Source organism: Methylobacterium sp. Leaf89, assembly GCF_001422215.1.
GTDB lineage: Bacteria > Pseudomonadota > Alphaproteobacteria > Rhizobiales > Beijerinckiaceae > Methylobacterium.
Map to the genome: position 1 here is coordinate 220,211 of NZ_LMML01000023.1, position 16,286 is coordinate 236,496.

Sequence of the window (16,286 nt, forward strand, 5' to 3'; positions counted from 1 at the left end):
CTCGGCGTCGCTCCCGCCCGCCTGCGCGACACGGCCTCAAAGGTCCCGGGGCGCGTGGTCCGGATGCACAAGCGCCCGTGGGCCGACGCCTCGCTTTTGCCCCAGTGAGGCGGGAGACCGGTTCGCAACGACGGACCCCGCGGCCGGCGCGGCTTTACGAAGTCTTTACCCTGACTCGCGAGCGTCCCGTGCCATGCCGACCGCCTCGCTTTTCCGCATCGCCGCCCTGGCCGGAGCCGCCCTCGGGGCCGCCCTGTCCGCGCTCCCCGCCCAGGCGCATCCCCACGTCTGGGTGACCACCAAGGCCGAGATCGCCTACGGCGAGGGCGGCCGCGTCACCGGCGTCCGCCACGCCTGGACCTTCGATGCCTCGTATTCGGCCTTCGTGACCCAGGGGCTGGACACGAACAACGACGGCAAGCTGACGCCGGACGAACTCGCAGGCCTCGCCGCCGAGAACACCGCCAACCTCGCCGAATTCGCCTACTTCACGAAAATGAAGGTCGGCGGCAAGGAGCAGGCCTTCGCCGATCCCGTCGAGCCCCGCATGGCGATGGAGGGCGACAAGCTGACCCTAAGCTTCCTCCTGCCCCTGAAGACGCCGGTGGCGCAGGGCCGCGGCGTCACGGCCCTGGAGGTCTACGACCCGACCTTCTTCGTCGCCTTCAGCCTGGCGGAGGGCGTGGATGCCGCCCGCCTCGCCGGGGCGCCGACCGGCTGCGCCGCCACCCTTACCCGACCCAAGACCGAGACCCCGGACGCCAAGACCGCCGATGCCAAGCCCGGCGATGCCAAACCGGGCATGTCGGAGGCGTTCTTCGAGGCGCTGACCTCGGCCTCGAACTACGGCGTCCAGTTCGCCAACCGGATCATCGTCGCGTGTCCGTAGGCACCGCCCTCGACGCCGCCCGCCCGGACGGCCGGTCCCGCCTCGCCCGGCAGGTCCTCCTCGTCCTGGCGGCCGTCGCCCTCGCGACCCTGATCGTCGCCGGCCTCGCCTGGCTGGTGAGCCCGAGCGTCACCGCGCCGCCGCCGCGCTCGCCCTTCGGCATCGGGTTTCGCGAGGCCACCCCGTCCGCCAGTGGGATCGGGGGCCGGATCCTCGCCCTGCAGGCGAGCTTCTCCCGCAGCCTCCAGGCCGCGGTGCAGTCCCTCAAGGCGGGCGGCGCGTGGGGGCCGATGATGCTCCTCGGCTTCGCCTACGGCGTCTTCCACGCCGCCGGACCGGGCCACGGCAAGGCGGTGATCGCCGGCTACATCGTCGCCGGCGAGCGGGCCCTCACCCGCGGTTTCAGCCTCAGCTTCGCCGCCGCCCTGCTCCAGGCCCTGGTCGCCATCGCCCTGGTGGGCATCGGGACCCTGGTGCTCGGCGCCACCGCCGCCGGCATGACCCGCGCCGGCACGGTGATCGAGACCGTGAGCTTCGCCCTCGTGGCGCTCCTCGGCCTCAGCGTCACCTGGCGCAAGGCCGGCCGACTGGCCGGCCGCACCGATCCGGCCTGCGCCCCCGGCTGCGGCCACGTCCACCTGAACGATGCCGCGGCCCTGGCCCGGCTCGACTCGTGGCGCGAGCGCGCCGGCGTCGTGCTGGCCGCGGGCACGCGCCCCTGCGCCGGGGCGGTGCTGATCCTGGTCTTCTCCGCCTCGCAGGGCCTGCTGGCCGCCGGCATCGCCGCGACCCTGGCCATGGCCCTCGGCACCGCGCTGACCACGGGCACGCTGGCGAGCCTCGCGGTCTTCGCCAAGGCCTTCGCCCTGCGCCTCGCGGGCGGACGCGGACGGGCCGGGGTGCTCGCGGTCGGCGGCCTCGAACTCCTGGCCGGCGCCTTCGTGCTGGTGCTCGGCCTCGCCATGCTGGCCGGGCTCGCGGCCGATCTCGGCGGCTGACGCCTCTGGCGCCCTTACTCGCCAAGCCTTCCCTCGCCGAGCCTTCCCTCGCCACGCTCTCCCTCGCCAAGCCCGTGAGGCCGTGGCACTCTCGCGATCCGAAGACGGAGAGAGCGCGAGCATGGCGGCGGGCTTCGAGCATATCCTGAACTGGCGGCTGCTGGCTGGCTCGCACGATTTTCCCGGTCCGGATGGCGGCACCTGCATCAACGAGGCGGCGATCGTGGCCGCCGGCCTGCCCTATCGGGCGATCCGCGCCTCGGCCGATTGCCCGCCCTGTTTCTCGCCGCCCCTGTCCGCCTACGCCCTCGGCCTGAACGATGCGATGCCCGATGCCGAGCGGCCGCGCCTGATGGCCTTCGTGCTGCGGCTCTCCGGCTCGGCGGACGTCCCGGCCGTGGAGGCCGAGCGCGTCACCTTCCTCGCCCTGGCGAGCGTCCGTCGCATCCTGCCGCCCCTGCTGGATCTGGCGGGCCTGCCCACCCTGGCCGCGGCCTGCGACGGGGCGGCGGATACGGACCGGGCCCGGGCGGTTGCCCGGGACGCCGCCTGGCAGGGCGGCGCGCGGGCGCAGGAGGCCTCGCAGCGCGGGGCCTGGAGGCAGGGCGCTCGGGCCGCGGCGGTCGCCCGGGCCGCCACCGCCGCCGGGAAGGCCTTCGCGGATGCGCGCTGTGCGGCCGAGGTCGCGGAGGGTGCCGCGGCCTTCGTGCCGGAGGTCTGGGCGAGCGCCGTGGCGATCCTCGACGAGGCCCTGGAGATCGGCCGCCGGGCGGCGCCTCTCGAGCGCGCGCTGGTGCAGCGGCGCCTGGACGCCGCGCGGTCGGGGCTCGCGTAGAGCCCGGCTCAGACCGGGGCGGGCGCCGCCATCGGGTCGAAGGTCACGGTCTGGCAATTGTCGAGCCAGACGCCCGTCAGGTGATAGAAGAAGGTGCCGTGGCCGACCACCGCGATGCTGTGCTCGGGCCGAGCCGCGAGCCAGTCGCGAAAGCCGAGGACGCGGGCGTCGAAGAGGGTGCGCGGCTCGATATGCACGCCGCGGGCGTCGGGCGCGCCTTCGGCATGCCACCAGATCTCCGGCAGATGGTCGACGGCGACGTCCGGGAACTCGGCGGCCAGCACCGAGGCGGCCCGGCCGACATCGCAGCTGCTTTCCTGGCACTCCCGATGCAGGACCTCGACGAGGATGCGCGGGCGGCTCGGATGGTCGCCGAAGATGCCCTGGGTTGTCTGGATCGCCCGGGTCAGGGGCGAGGTCACCACCAGATCGAAGGGGATGTCATGCAGGGCCGCCCGGGCCGCCCGGACCTGGCCCTGCCCCCGCTCGGTCAGGCGGGCGTCGACGTGGCCGGGATCCTGTCCGGTCAGGCGGTGCGCGGCGTTGAAAGTCGATTCGCCGTGGCGGACGCAGACGATGCGAGTGGGGGCCATATGGGTCCGGTTTCGATGGGATGGGAGAACGGCGCGCCGGCGATAACTTCGCGAGGCGCGCCATCGTTGCGCGGCGCGTCAGGGCACCGCGCCAAAGAAAAAGGCCCGGTTGCCCGGGCCTCGAAGACGGTGCGTGCGGATTCGGCGGGCGGTCAGGCCTTGCGGGCGACCGGGCCACGGCGGCGCAGGCGGACGATCACCTCGACGCCGGCGATCTCCATGCCCTCGGGGGCGTCCGGCAGGGAATCCACGGTGATCCCGCAATCGGGCATGTCCAACACCTGTCCCTCGTCCTCGAGGAAGAAGTGGTGGTGCTCGCTCGGGTTGGTGTCGAAGTAGGCCTTCGATCCGTCGAGGGCGAGCTGACGCAGGAGGCCGGCCTCGGTGAACTGGTGCAGGGTGTTGTAGACGGTGGCCAGCGACACCGGCACCTTGGCGCGCATCGCCTCGTCGTAGAGCATTTCCGCCGTGAGGTGGCGATCGCCGCGGCCGAACAGCAGCCAGCCCAGGGACAGGCGCTGGCGGGTCGGGCGCAGGCCCGCCCGGCGCAGGCGATCGCGCAGATCCGACAGCGGGCAACCGCGACGGCCGGCGGCCATGTCGCCGCCGGGAACGGAGGCCCGCGCGTTCAGCACGGCCTGCAGGGGCAGAAGGTTCGACATCGGGCGTACAAACATCCCACGCGGAAAACGGGAAACTCAGCGGATATGTATACGGAACCCGCTGCCGCATCGCAACCCGAGCCGCACGCGGGGCTGGCCCTGCCCTACGCGGCGGCCCCCTCCGTCCCGTCGTGCCTCCGAGCGGCGGCCGCGGATTGGGACGCTTCGAACGGGCGGGCAGCTTTGAGGCGCACCAGCCCTGTGTTAACGAAGCGCCGATTTCACGCCGCAGCGCCGGCCGGATCGGCCCGTGCCGTGTCCGTTCCGGCGCCGGTGGCGCGACGCCGAGGGGGCCACGTGCGCCCCGGACCCAACCCTGAGGACCGATCCGCTCATCATGTCTTCCGCTTCCGATCCGAACGCTCCGTCGGGCACCGCCCCGGCGACCGCCGCGCCCCAGCGGGCCTCGCACTATTCCTACGAGGAACTGCTCGCCTGCGGCCGTGGCGAGCTGTTCGGCGCCGGGAACGCGCAGCTGCCCCTGCCGCCGATGCTGATGTTCGACCGCATCGTCTCGATCGGCTCCGAGGGCGGCGCCCATGGCAAGGGCCACGTGCTGGCCGAGTTCGACATCCGACCGGACCTCTGGTTCTTCGGCTGCCACTTCAAGAACGATCCGGTGATGCCCGGCTGCCTCGGCCTCGACGCCCTCTGGCAGCTCGTTGGGTTCCATCTCGGCTGGCTCGGCGCCCCCGGCCGCGGCCGGGCGCTCGGCGTCGGAGAGGTCAAGTTCACCGACCAGGTCCTGCCGACGGTGACCAAGGTCGTCTACGGCATCGACATCAAGCGGGTGCGCCTCGGCAAGCTCGTGCTCGGCATCGCCGACGGTTGGCTCGAGGCCGACGGCACCCGGATCTACGAGGCCAAGGACCTGCGCGTCGCGCTGTTCCAGGCCCAGGCGGCGGGCGGCTGAGCCCGACGCGGTTGAGATCGGGACGCCCGAGTCCTACCTGAATCCACGCGAAGGTGCCGTCTCGAGAACAAGCACCGCGAAGAACAAGCCCCGGCGGCGGAGAGCATCGTGTCCATGCGGCGTGTCGTGATCACCGGGATGGGCATCGTCTCATCCATCGGCAACAACACCGAGGAAGTCCTCGCCTCCCTGCGCGAGGCCAAGTCCGGCATCGGGCGTTCGGCCTCCTACGCTGAGCACGGCTTCCGCAGCCAGGTCGAGGGCCGCCCCACCCTCGACCCGGAGGGCGTCGTCGACCGGCGCGCGATGCGCTTCCACGGCGGCGGCACCGCCTGGAACCACGTCGCCATGGACCAGGCGATCCGGAACGCCGGCCTGGAGGCGGGCGACATTTCCAATGATCGCACCGGCATCATCATGGGCTCGGGCGGGCCGTCCACGAAGGTCATCGTCGAATCCGCCGCCATCGCGATCGACAAGGGTCCCAAGCGCGTCGGCCCCTTCGCTGTGCCCAAGGCCATGTCGTCCACCGCCTCGGCGACCCTGGCGACCTGGTTCAAGATTAAGGGCGTGAACTATTCGATCTCCTCGGCCTGCGCGACGTCCAACCACTGCATCGGCAACGCTGCCGAGGTCATCCAGGGCGGGCGCCAGGACATCATCTTCGCGGGTGGCTGCGAGGACCTCGACTGGACGCTCTCGGTGCTGTTCGACGCCATGGGCGCCATGTCCTCGAAGTACAACGACACCCCCGCCCGGGCGTCCCGCGCCTACGACGCCAACCGCGACGGATTCGTCATCGCGGGCGGTGCCGGCGTGCTGGTGCTCGAGGAATTGGAGCACGCCAGGGCGCGCGGCGCGACGATCTACGGCGAGATCGCCGGCTACGGCGCCACCTCGGACGGGCACGACATGGTCGCCCCCTCCGGCGAGGGCGCGGTCCGCTGCATGCGCCAGGCGATCGAGGGCCTGAAGGGCGCCAGGATCGACTACATCAACCCGCACGCCACCTCGACGCCCGTGGGCGACGACAAGGAGATCGAGGCGATCCGCGAGGTCTTCGGGCGCGGCGACGACTGTCCGCCGATCGCCGCCACCAAGTCCCTCACCGGCCACTCCCTCGGCGCGACGGGCGTGCAGGAGGCGATCTACGCGCTGCTGATGATGAACAACGACTTCATCTGCGAGAGCGCCCATATCGACGAGATCGACCCGGCCTTCGCCGATATGCCGATCCTGCGCCAGCGCCGTGACGGGGCCAAGCTCGGGCACGTCCTGTCGAATTCCTTTGGATTCGGCGGCACCAACGCGACGCTCGTCCTCAAGCACGTCGACGCCTGAGGGCGACGGATCCGGATCAGGCTTAACGTCCAGCCCGGCCCGTTAAGGAACTGGAGAGACCTTCCGCCGTTCCTTGTTTCTCGGGATTGCTGGAAGGCACAGCCATGTTGTGGTTCACGCTGGGAACCGTCGGCGGCCTCGCCCTTGCCGGGACCACGGCCGTCTACATCAAGCAGGTCATGATAGACCGCGCCAATTGCGACACCGACGGCTACTTCTAGCCGCCGCGCCGCCCCGCCTGCACCCAAAGGCCCCGTCGCGGCTCCCGCACGACGGGGCCTTTGCGTTTCGGCGAAGGCGCCTTCGGCTCCGGTGGGATTGGACAGGGCCACGACCCCCGCGCTAAGCCTCCCACCAACGATGACGGGTCCGAGGGGCCCGAGGATCCGCGACCGGGGGACGTGCATGACGGGTTTGATGGCGGGAAAGCGCGGCCTCATCATGGGGGTCGCCAACGATCACTCGATCGCCTGGGGCATCGCCAAGGTCCTGCACCGCCACGGGGCCGAGCTGGCCTTCACCTACCAGGGCGACGCCCTCGGGCGCCGGGTGACGCCGCTGGCGGCCTCCATCGGCTCGGACATCGTCCTGCCCTGCGATGTCGAGGACATCGCCAGCGTCGACGCGCTGTTCACCGCCCTGGACGCGCGTTTCCCCGAGGGCCTCGACTTCGTCGTCCACGCCATCGGGTTCTCCGACAAGGGACAGCTCAAGGGCCGCTACGTCGACGTCACCACCCGCGAGAATTTCTCGCGGACCATGACGATCTCCTGCTTCTCCTTCACCGAGATCGCCCAGCGCGCGGCCAAGCGAATGCCCCGCGGCGGCTCGCTCCTGACGCTGACCTATGGCGGCTCCACCCGGATCATGCCGAACTACAACGTCATGGGGGTCGCCAAGGCGGCCCTCGAGGCTTCCGTGCGCTACCTCGCGGGCGACCTCGGCCCGGACGGCATCCGGGTCAACGCCCTCTCGGCGGGCCCGATGCGGACCCTGGCCGGGGCCGGCATCGCCGATGCCCGCCTGATGTTCAACCACCAGAAGGCGCACGCCCCCTTGCGCCGGACGGTGACCCAGGAGGAGGTCGGCGGCTCGGCGATGTACCTGCTCTCGGATCTCTCGGGCGGCGTCACCGGCGAGATCCACTTCGTCGATTCCGGCTACAACATCATCTCGATGCCCCGCCCCGACGTGCTGCAGGCCCAGGACGAGGCCGGGGTCATCGGCGACGCGGTCTAGCGTTTGTCGGGGATCCGTGGAAACCGGTTATCCCGAACAGACAAACGAGACGAAAGGACCCGAGAATCTGTCAGGCTCAAGACTCCTGACAGACTCTCGGATCAGCCCGAGAACAGCGCGGGCCGGCGGGCGCGCAGGGCGAGGACCAGGGTCAGGGTCTTGAGGTCGGTCAGCTCGCAGCGATCGGCCATCCGGGCGAGTTCGGCCAACGGCATCTCGACGACCCGGATGTTCTCGTGCTCGCCGTCCGCGCCCCCGCCCCCGTCCACCCGGTCGGTGGCGGCGTAGGCGGCCAGGAACAGGTGGATGCGCTCCGTCGAGATGCCGCCGCAGGAATAGGTGGCGCCGACGAAGTCGAGGTCGCCGAGGCGCAGGCCCGCCTCCTCCAGCACCTCCCGCCGGGCATTGTCCTCCGGGGTGCCGTCGTCGATCAGGCCGGCGGGGGCCTCGAGCTGGCTCTGCTCGCCGGCGACGTAGAGGGCGGGCACCCGCAGCTCCCGCACCAGGGTCGCGACCCGGCGCACCGGATCGTAGGGCAGCACGCCCGCGGAGTTGCCGTGGTCCTCGATCTCGCGCTCGGCCTCGCTGCCGTCGGCGAGGCGGACCCGGGCCAGCGAGTAGCGGCTCCAGCCCTCGTGGAGGGTCCGGAGGCTGAGGATCTCGGCTTTCATCGCGGGACGGTCTTTCTCGCCCTGGGGGCGCGTTCCGGCTCGCCCGGGGGCGCGGGCCTGTCGTGCGGGTGGCCGACCATCAGGGACCGCCCGCCCGGGCGCCCTCGATCGCCCTGATGCCGTTCGTCGAGGTTCACCCGGCCGTCGCGCGTCACGAAATCCGGCTCGCCGGCCGCGACCCGCAGGCCGTGCTCGCTCGCCTCGGCCCGGCACTTCAGTTCGGCGACGATCGCCGCCGCGAGGGGCGTCTGGATGTCCATGTCGGTCTCCCGAGCGCCGCGCTTCATCGGCCGAGGGCGATCAGGACCGCCCCCATCAGCACCAGCACGATCAGGCCCGCCACCAGCACGGCGTTCCGGACCCGGTGCCCCTCGGCCGATGGGGTCGCGGGACCCGGTTCCAAGCCGGCGGCCACCGGCGCGCCGGCCCGGGACGCCGGCGCGTCCGGGCGCGGCGCGGCCGGTGCGGCGTCGAGGGAGGGCGGTCCGGGCGCGGGCGCGAGGGGCAGCCGCGCGATTCCGTCGGGATGGGCCCGCCCCGTGAGCAGGTCCTCGAGCTCAACCGGAATTCCGGCGGCCTCGAGGTCCAGGACCACCTGTGCGATCGCCTCGGCGCTCATGCCGTGGATCGGCAGGGCAGCCTGGAGGTCGGCCGGGGAGAGCTCGCCCTTCTGCCGCCAGAGGGCGATCAGCCGGTCGAGATCCCGTTGCGCGACGGTCGCCGAAGCGCTCACCATGGGCGCGACCCCGTCACGGCTGCGCCTCCGCCGGCCCGCGCCGCAGCGGCCCCTGCTCCGCCCGGCCCGGGTGGTCGTGCGTGTTGTCGTCCGGCCATCCGCCACTCCCGACGCTCTGCCGTCCGGAAACCCGTCGGGCGTCGGCGCTGTTCCCGGGCTCAGGGGGGCGACGGCGCCGCCCGGCCCCGGGCTCCCGCTCAGTCCTGGCTCGGCCCGACGCTGTCGGCGGCGAAGGCCTGGCGGACGCCCAGGGGCTTCGGCCGGCCCTCGGTGCTGTCGCAGGCGGTCTGGCGCTCCATCTCCGAGTTGATCTCGGCCCCCACGAGAACGATGACGATGGACAGCCACATCCAGGTCATGAACCCGATGCCGGCTCCCAGCGACCCGTAGATGCGGTTGTAGCTGTCGAAGCTCGCCACGTACCAGGAGAACATCCCCGAGGCGCCGACCCAGAACAGCGCCGCGAGGCTGCTGCCCCAGGTCACCCAGCGCCACTTCGCCCGGTTCCGGCTCGGGCCGTAGCGATAGATCAGCGACAGGCTGAGGGTGACCACGCCAAGGAGGGCCGGCCAGCGCACGATCTGCAGGACGGTGTCGGTGGCGGTGATGAAGCCGAGGCGGTCGAGGATCGCCGGCAGCAGCACCACCGCGCCGGTGGAGACGAGGAAGAACACCACGCTGGTGATCGTGAACAGGAAGGTGGTGGCGTAGAAGCGGACCAGGCTGCGCTTCTCGCGCTCCTTGTAGATCACGTTGAGTGCGTCGAAGAGCGCGCTCACCCCGGAATTGGCGCTCCACAGGGCGATCAGCAGACTGATGCCGGACGTGGTGCTCAGGGAGCCGGTGCTGCGCTGCGCGATCCGCACCAGCTGGTCCGAGACCAGTTCGAGGGCGCCCGGCGGCAGGATGTCCGCCAGCAGGCTGACGTGCTGGCTGATGACGTGGGGATCCGAGAACAGCCCGTAGATCGACACCACCGCGACGAGGCCCGGGAACACCGCCAGCAGGGCGAAGAACGCGACGCCGCCCGCCGTGGTCAGCACCCGGTCCTGCGGCATCGCCCAGAACACCCGCCACAGGATGTCCCGCCAGCCGGCCTTGGGGATGTCGACGGGGTCGGTCGCGCCTCGGCCGCGCCCGGGCTCGTGCGCGCGCTGGCGCGCCTCCGCCAGCTCTTCCGGGTTCAGGGGGCGGGTGCTGACCGAGCGCCAATCCTGCCCCTCATCGTCGTCTCGCACCATGCCGACACCCTGCCGGACCGCTCGTCGCCGGAACCCCGCCGCGCGGGGCGCGCCGCCCCCGGGATCACACTCTGCCTGAACTCTCGTCACAGGTCGCCACCGATGCCGGCACAGGCGTGGGACGATCGAGCCCGGACCTGGGGCAGATCGCGGCCCGCCGGGCCATCTCGGTGCGGACGTGCTCGCGGAACAGGCGGACCCGCGCGGGGAGTTCGCGGCCCGCCAGGGTGACGGCGCGCAGGGTCCCGCCCCGGCTCGCCCAGTCGGGCAGGACGCGCACGAGGTCGCCCCGGGCCAGGGACTTGGCCGCGACGAGGCTCGGGATGTGGCCGATCCCGGCCCCGGCCAGGGTGAGGCGCAGCACCGTGGCGAAATCCGTGGCCCGCACGGCCGGCCGCAGGGTGATCCCGGCCTCCCGCCCCTCCACATCCGAGACGAGGATCTGGGTGGCACCGAGACGCTCCCGGGCCAGCACCACGTCGTGCGCCGCCAGCCCGTCGATGTCGGCCGGGGCCGGGCGCTGGGCCAGGTAGGCCGGGGCCGCGTAGAGGCCGATCGTCAGGTCGGCCAGGATCGGCGCGGTGTAGCCGCTGTCGGGGTGGTCGCCGCCGCCGAGGCGGAGCGCAAGGTCGACCCGGTTGGCCGCGAGATCGAGGCGGCTGTCGGTGATGAGGAGTTCCAGGGTGATCTGCGGGTGCCGGGCCCGGAAGCTCGCCACGAGATCCGGCAGCACCTCGACCCCGAAATCGATCGAGGCCGTCACCCGCAGGTGCCCCCGCGGCAGGGTGCGGGCACCGCGGGCCGTCTGCAGGGCCTCGTCCAGAAGGGCGAGACTCTCCAGGGCCCGGGCGTGGAAGGCGAGCCCCTCGGCGGTGGGCGAGACCGCCCGGGGCGTACGGGCGAGCAGCGTCACCTTCAGCACCGATTCGAGGCGGGCGACGCGCCGGCTGACGCTGCCCTTGGTCTCGCGCAGGAAGGCGCCCGCCTGGGTCATGCTGCCGAGGTCGACGACGGCGCAGAAGGCCCGGACATCGTCGAGGTTTCCGGCGAAGGTTTCCAGATGCGCAACCATGTGTCCCCGATTAGCGCGCTATCGCACCCGCGGGAAGCGGCCTATTGGCGCTCCACCGACCCGGCGCCCAGATGCCACCCTCATCGGCGCCCTCATCCTCGGAGCGAACCCCGTGATCCGTCTCTCGCCGTCCCTCGTCGCCCAGACCCTCTCCCTCGCCCTCGCGTTCGCCGCGCCGGCCCTCGCCCAGACCCCGCCGACCCGCGACCCGGCCCAGATCCAGGCCGGCACCTACGCGGTCGATCCCGGCCACACCCAGGTCGGCTTCACCGTCTCGCATATGGGCTTCTCGAACTACTCGGGCGGCTTCTCGGACGTCTCGGGCACCCTGGAGCTGCAGCCGAAGACCCCCGCCGCCTCGAAGCTGTCCATCAAGATCCCGGTGGCCTCGGTGATGACGACCAGCGAGAAGCTGACCGGCGAGCTCAAGGGCGACCAGTGGCTCGACGCGGCTAAGTTCCCCGAGATGACCTTCGTCTCCACGAAGGTGACGCCCGAGGGCAAGGACAAGGCGAAGGTCACCGGCGACCTGACCCTGCACGGCGTGACGAAGCCGGTGACCCTGACCGTCACCCTCATCGGCGCCGGCGTGAACCCGCTGAACAAGAAGGTCACCGTGGGCTTCGAGGCCACCGGCACGCTCAAGCGCTCCGAGTTCGGCGTGAAGACCTACGTGCCGCTGATCGGCGACGACCTGCACCTCACCATCGCGGGCGCCTTCGAGCGCAAGGAATAGGCCTTTCCGTCCACCCCGCCGAAGGGAGCGCGTCATGACCGAGACCGCCCGCGTCGGGCCCGAGCCGCGCTACACCCGCGTCGCCATCGCGCTGCACTGGCTCAGTGCGCTGGCGGTGCTGGGGCTGATCGCGATCGGTCTCGCCATGACGCACGGGGACCTGGCGCCGATGCGCCGGTTCCAGCTCTACCAGTGGCACAAGTCGGTGGGCCTCACGGTGCTGGTTCTGACGCTGCTGCGCCTCGGCTGGCGCCTGGCCCACCGGCCGCCGCCCCTGCCCGCGACGCTGCCGGCCCGGGAGCGGGCCGGCGCGCACGCGGCCCATGCCCTGCTCTACGGGCTCCTCCTCGGCCTGCCGCTCGTCGGCTGGGCCGTGGTCTCGGCTTCGCCCTTCAACCTGCCGACCGTGCTCTACGGCGTCCTGCCCTGGCCGCACCTGCCGGTGCTGCCGGAGCTGGCGAACAAGGCCGCCGTGGAGGCGGTGCTGAAGCAGGTCCATGCCTGGGGGGCCTGGTTCCTCATCGGTCTCCTGCTGCTGCATGTCGGTGCGGCCCTGCGCCACCACCTCGTCCTGCGCGACGACACCCTCCGGCGGATGCTGCCCCGCGCCCCGCTCAAGTCCGGATTCCAGCCATGATCGCCGCTCGCCTCGCCTTCGCGGTCGCCCTCGCGGCGGCGCCCCTGGCCCTGCCCGCCTGCGCCGCGGCCGCAGCCTGGACCGTCGATGCGGCCCAGAGTCGGATCGGGTTCTCGGGCGTCCAGGTCGGCACGCCCTTCAAGGGTCGCTTCAAGCGCTTCAGCGCACAGATCACCTTCGACCCCGCCACCCCGGAGACGGGGCACGCCGTGGTCGATATCGACCTCGCGAGCGCCGAGACCGGCGATGCCCAGCGCGATACCGCCCTGCCCCAGGCGGAGTGGTTCGACGTCAAGGCCACGCCGCAGGCCCGGTTCGAGGCGACGCGGTTCGTCGCCAAGGGCGGCGACGCCTACGAGGCCGTCGGCAGCCTGACGATCCGCGGCATCCGCCGCGACGCGGTCCTGCCCTTCCGCCTGACGTTCGCGGGAGCGACGGCCCGGGCGGTGGGCCACCTCGACCTCGTACGCACGCAGTTCGGCGTCGGACAGGGCCCCTGGGCTTCGGGCCAATGGGTCGCCCTGGAGGTCGGCGTCGACATCGACCTCACTGCGACGGAGACGGCCCCCAAGCCCTGAAGCGGATCGGCCAGCACATGGGCCGTCGGCGGGCTCATCGGGATTCACGCTGAATCGCATCTCTCCGATTGCACGTCGCCGGAAGGACGCTCCGAAAGCGAAACCTGTGCTTGCACGGCGCATCGAGACTTTTGTATCCGACCGGATATCTTGTTTCTCATGCGTAACCGGCGCGCAAAACCGCGGATGGCTTGCAGAAAGCGGGAGCCCTGCCGCGAGGGTCGGGTTATGCCTCGGTTCCGGTCCCGCCGGCGGCCTCGGCCCCGGCGCGTCCGGCACGGCGGCGTCCACGCGGGCGCGAGCTGCAGGACGCCAGAGGAAGAGATCCATGCCCGTGCCGACGATCGACCGCCGCGCCCTGCTCGGCTCCGCGAGCCTCGCGTTCGCGGGAACCGGCAGCGCCGTCCGTCCCGCCCAAGCCGCACCGGAGCCGAAGGGCGAGGCCAAGGCGGAATCGAAGCCGGTGCCGCCGGAGGTCACCCGGATCCTCGCCCGCTACGTGGTCGGCGCGCGCTACGCGGACCTGCCCGAGGCCGTCCGCCGCGAGGGCACCCGCACCCTGCTGAACTGGGTCGGCGTCGCCATCGGCGGATCGCATCACGAGACCCTGGATGTCGCGGTCTCGGCCCTCAAGCCGTTCTCCGGCCCGCCGCAGGCCGGCCTGTTCGGGCGCCCCGAGCGTTTCGACATCCTGAACGCCGCCTTCCTGAACGGCGTCGCCAGCCACATCTTTGATTACGACGACACCCACCTGAAGACCGTGATCCACCCGGCCGGCCCCGTCGCCTCGGCGATCCTCGCCTACGCCGAGATGAACCCGGTCTCGGGGGCGGACTTCCTCAACGCCCTGGTGCTCGGCGTCGAGACGGAGTGCCGGATCGGCAACGCGGTCTACCCGAACCACTACGATGTCGGCTGGCACATCACCGGCACCGCCGGGGTGTTCGGGGCGGCGGCCGCGACGGGCAAGCTGATGGGCCTCACCGAGCAGCAGATGGTCTGGGCGCTCGGGCTCGCCGCCTCGCAGCCCGTGGGCCTGCGCGAATCCTTCGGCTCCATGAACAAGAGCTTCAATCCGGGCCGGGCCGCCTCGAACGGCCTGTTCGCCGCGATCCTGGCCGCGAAGAACTACACGAGCTCGGACGGAATGATCGAGGCCAGGCGCGGCTGGGCCAACACCATCTCGACGAAGCAGGATTACCGCGAGATCACGGAAGGGCTCGGCACCCGCTACGAGGCGGCGCTGAACACCTACAAGCCCTTCGCCTGCGGCATCGTCATGCATCCGGCCATCGACGCGGCGGTGCAGCTGCGCAACGAGGCCCATCTCACCGCCGACATGATCGAGCGGGTCGACATGAAGGTCCATCCCCTGGTGCTCGAACTCACCGGCAAGACCACGCCGCGCACCGGCCTCGAGGGCAAGTTCAGCATCACCCACGCCGTCGCGGTGGCGCTGGTGGAGGGGGCCGGCGGCGAGAAGCAGTTCAGCGACCGGGCGGTGAACGACCCCGTGATCGCGGCCCTGCGCGCCCGGGTGAAGCCGGTGGTCGACCCGGCGATCCGGCCCGAGCAGGTCGAGCTCACGGTGGTGCTGACGGACGGCCGCAGCCTGCCCCGGCGCATCGAACATGCCATCGGCAGCGTCGAGCGGCCGATGTCGGACGCGGCGCTGGAGACCAAGTTCACCGACCTCGCGGACGGGATCCTGCCCGACGCCCAGGTGCGCCGGGTCATGGACCTGTGCTGGCGCATCGCCGAGTTGCCGAATGCCGGCGACGTGGCCCGGGCCGGGGTCCAGGCCTGACCGCGGAGGATCGGGATCGACGGGCCGATCCCGGCCGCGTATGGCGATGCCCGCTCCTGGGCCTCGCCCTGCGCCAGCCCCCCCTCGCCCGCCGCCAGCAAGGATCACGGACCTGAAGGCCGAGTTCTCGACCACGCGCCTGATCGTGATCCTGGCCTTCGCCGGCTTCGCCAGCACCTTCGCGGGCCGCTCCATCGAGCCGCTGGTCGGCGTGCTGGCGCGCGACCTGCAGAGCGATCCCCACACGGTGGCGCTGCTCTCCACCGCCTTCGCCCTGCCCTACGCGCTGATCCAGCCGATCCTCGGCCCCGTCGGCGATGCCCTGGGCAAGGAGCGGATCATCGCGATCTGCCTCGGCATCCTGACCCTGGCGCTGGCAGCTTGCGCGCTGACCACCAGCCTCGACACCCTGTTCGTCCTGCGGATGATCGCCGGGGGCAGCGCCGGCGGCGTCGTCCCCCTGGCGCTCGCGCTGATGGGCGACCGCATCCCGATCGAACGCCGGCAGGTCGCCATCGGCCGCTTCCTCGTGGCGGTGATTCTCGGGCAGCTCTCCGGCTCGACCTTCGCGGGCCTGATCGAGGGGGCGATCGGCTGGGCCGGCGTCTTCGCCATCACCGCGGCGGTGGCGGCCCTCGGCTGCGGCGCGGCGCTCCTCGGGTTCGACCGCCGCGCGGCAGCCCCGGCCCGGCGACCGGACTTCCGCACGGCGGTCGCGCGCTACCGCACCATCGTGGGCAATCCGCGCGCCCGCATCCTGTTCGGGGCCGTGTTCATCGAGGCGATCGCGGTGTTCGGGATCTTTCCCCACCTCGCCCCGCTGATCGAGGCCCGCGGCGAGGGCGGGGCCCGCGAGGCCGGCTTGGCGTTGGCCGGCTTCGCCGCCGGCGGGCTGCTCTACGCGTTCTCGGTCGGCCTGCTCCTGCGCTTCCTCGGCCTGTCGCGGATGCTGATCGGCGGCGGCCTGATCTGCGCCGGGGCCCTCGTCACCCTCGGGCTGGCCGGCACCTGGCAGCTCGACTGCGCCGCCCTGGTGGCCCTGGGGCTCGGCTTCTACATGCTCCACAACACCTTTCAGGTGCAGGTGACCGAGGTGGCGCCGACCGCCCGCGCCTCGGCGGTGGCGCTCCACGCCTTCTCGTTCTTCTGCGGACAGGCCCTGGGCGTGGCCATCCTCGGTGGCGCCCTCCGGGGCCTCGGCCAGCTCACCGCCCTCAGCCTCTGCGCCGTCGTCATCGCCGGCCTCGGCCTCGTCACGGCCCGGCGCCTGGCGACGACGCCGTCGCGGTGACGCGCGCAGGGGGACGGATCCGCCGCGCCGGTACAGCCCGCGCGCCG

Annotated in this window: 18 protein-coding genes; 11 read left to right on the plus strand and 7 right to left on the minus strand. The window is 71.9% G+C overall.

All coding sequences use genetic code 11. From position 1 onward, the window contains the following. The first annotated feature begins 193 nt into the window (after window positions 1–193). The 3 genes from ASF18_RS09140 (at window position 194) to ASF18_RS09150 (ending at window position 2,722) form a co-directional block, all read left to right on the plus strand. Window positions 194–889, plus strand: coding sequence for a DUF1007 family protein (locus tag ASF18_RS09140; RefSeq protein ID WP_056277364.1), 696 nt, complete (start codon window positions 194–196; stop codon window positions 887–889). Beyond that, window positions 880–1,887, plus strand: a complete 1,008-nt coding sequence (locus ASF18_RS09145; protein WP_056350960.1) for a nickel transporter — start codon at window positions 880–882, stop codon at window positions 1,885–1,887. The genes ASF18_RS09140 and ASF18_RS09145 overlap by 10 nt, the downstream gene beginning before the upstream one ends. Before the next feature lie 121 nt (window positions 1,888–2,008). Beyond that, window positions 2,009–2,722: a hypothetical protein gene (locus tag ASF18_RS09150; protein ID WP_056350963.1), complete on the plus strand. Its 714-nt coding sequence runs from the start codon at window positions 2,009–2,011 to the stop codon at window positions 2,720–2,722. An 8-nt stretch (window positions 2,723–2,730) separates the two neighbouring features. On the opposite strand, the gene ASF18_RS09155 is transcribed toward ASF18_RS09150, so the two are convergent. Then, entirely contained in the window at window positions 2,731–3,315 is a 585-nt protein-coding gene (locus ASF18_RS09155) for a histidine phosphatase family protein (protein ID WP_056211886.1), read from the minus strand. Window positions 3,316–3,467: 152 nt separating this feature from the next. Beyond that, window positions 3,468–3,977 carry a Fur family transcriptional regulator Irr gene (gene irr / locus ASF18_RS09160; RefSeq protein WP_056211884.1) on the minus strand — a complete coding sequence of 170 codons (510 nt, stop codon included), beginning with the start codon at window positions 3,975–3,977 and terminating at the stop codon, window positions 3,468–3,470. Window positions 3,978–4,314: 337 nt separating this feature from the next. Here irr and fabA point away from each other — a divergent pair, with 337 nt between their 5' ends. The 3 genes from fabA (at window position 4,315) to fabI (ending at window position 7,470) form a co-directional block, all read left to right on the plus strand. Beyond that, entirely contained in the window at window positions 4,315–4,890 is a 576-nt protein-coding gene (fabA, locus tag ASF18_RS09165) for a 3-hydroxyacyl-[acyl-carrier-protein] dehydratase FabA (RefSeq protein WP_056211882.1), read from the plus strand. 114 nt (window positions 4,891–5,004) lie between these two features. After that, window positions 5,005–6,231, plus strand: a complete 1,227-nt coding sequence (fabB, locus tag ASF18_RS09170) for a beta-ketoacyl-ACP synthase I (RefSeq protein ID WP_056211879.1) — start codon at window positions 5,005–5,007, stop codon at window positions 6,229–6,231. A 405-nt stretch (window positions 6,232–6,636) separates the two neighbouring features. Beyond that, the gene (gene fabI / locus ASF18_RS09175; RefSeq protein WP_056350964.1) at window positions 6,637–7,470 is read left to right on the plus strand and encodes an enoyl-ACP reductase FabI; all 834 of its coding nucleotides are present in this window, start codon (window positions 6,637–6,639) and stop codon (window positions 7,468–7,470) included. 101 nt (window positions 7,471–7,571) lie between these two features. Here fabI and ASF18_RS09180 read toward each other — a convergent pair whose 3' ends face one another. The 5 genes from ASF18_RS09180 to ASF18_RS09200 form a co-directional block, all read right to left on the minus strand. Next, complete coding sequence (locus ASF18_RS09180) at window positions 7,572–8,141, minus strand: NUDIX hydrolase (RefSeq protein ID WP_056350966.1); 570 nt, start codon at window positions 8,139–8,141, stop codon at window positions 7,572–7,574. Beyond that, on the minus strand, window positions 8,138–8,401 hold the full coding sequence (locus ASF18_RS09185) for a hypothetical protein (protein ID WP_156389806.1): 264 nt from the start codon (window positions 8,399–8,401) through the stop codon (window positions 8,138–8,140). Before ASF18_RS09185 ends, ASF18_RS09180 begins: the two co-directional genes overlap by 4 nt. 23 nt (window positions 8,402–8,424) lie before the next feature. Next, window positions 8,425–8,877: a hypothetical protein gene (locus ASF18_RS09190; protein WP_056350970.1), complete on the minus strand. Its 453-nt coding sequence runs from the start codon at window positions 8,875–8,877 to the stop codon at window positions 8,425–8,427. Window positions 8,878–9,074: 197 nt separating this feature from the next. Then, complete coding sequence (locus ASF18_RS09195; RefSeq protein WP_056211871.1) at window positions 9,075–10,118, minus strand: YihY/virulence factor BrkB family protein; 1,044 nt, start codon at window positions 10,116–10,118, stop codon at window positions 9,075–9,077. A 64-nt stretch (window positions 10,119–10,182) separates the two neighbouring features. Continuing rightward, window positions 10,183–11,190, minus strand: coding sequence for a LysR family transcriptional regulator (locus tag ASF18_RS09200; RefSeq protein ID WP_056211869.1), 1,008 nt, complete (start codon window positions 11,188–11,190; stop codon window positions 10,183–10,185). A gap of 112 nt (window positions 11,191–11,302) precedes the next feature. On the opposite strand from ASF18_RS09200, the gene ASF18_RS09205 reads away from it, so the two are divergent. From ASF18_RS09205 to ASF18_RS09225, 5 genes are all read left to right on the plus strand, one after another. Then, window positions 11,303–11,926 carry a YceI family protein gene (locus ASF18_RS09205; protein ID WP_244472638.1) on the plus strand — a complete coding sequence of 208 codons (624 nt, stop codon included), beginning with the start codon at window positions 11,303–11,305 and terminating at the stop codon, window positions 11,924–11,926. Window positions 11,927–11,960: 34 nt separating this feature from the next. After that, entirely contained in the window at window positions 11,961–12,563 is a 603-nt protein-coding gene (locus ASF18_RS09210; RefSeq protein ID WP_056350972.1) for a cytochrome b/b6 domain-containing protein, read from the plus strand. Continuing rightward, window positions 12,560–13,141, plus strand: a complete 582-nt coding sequence (locus tag ASF18_RS09215; RefSeq protein ID WP_056350974.1) for a YceI family protein — start codon at window positions 12,560–12,562, stop codon at window positions 13,139–13,141. The genes ASF18_RS09210 and ASF18_RS09215 overlap by 4 nt, the downstream gene beginning before the upstream one ends. Window positions 13,142–13,469: 328 nt before the next feature. Further along, complete coding sequence (locus ASF18_RS09220; protein ID WP_056350976.1) at window positions 13,470–14,948, plus strand: MmgE/PrpD family protein; 1,479 nt, start codon at window positions 13,470–13,472, stop codon at window positions 14,946–14,948. 103 nt (window positions 14,949–15,051) lie between these two features. Then, window positions 15,052–16,239: an MFS transporter gene (locus tag ASF18_RS09225; RefSeq protein ID WP_200941369.1), complete on the plus strand. Its 1,188-nt coding sequence runs from the start codon at window positions 15,052–15,054 to the stop codon at window positions 16,237–16,239. Window positions 16,240–16,286: the final 47 nt, after the last annotated feature.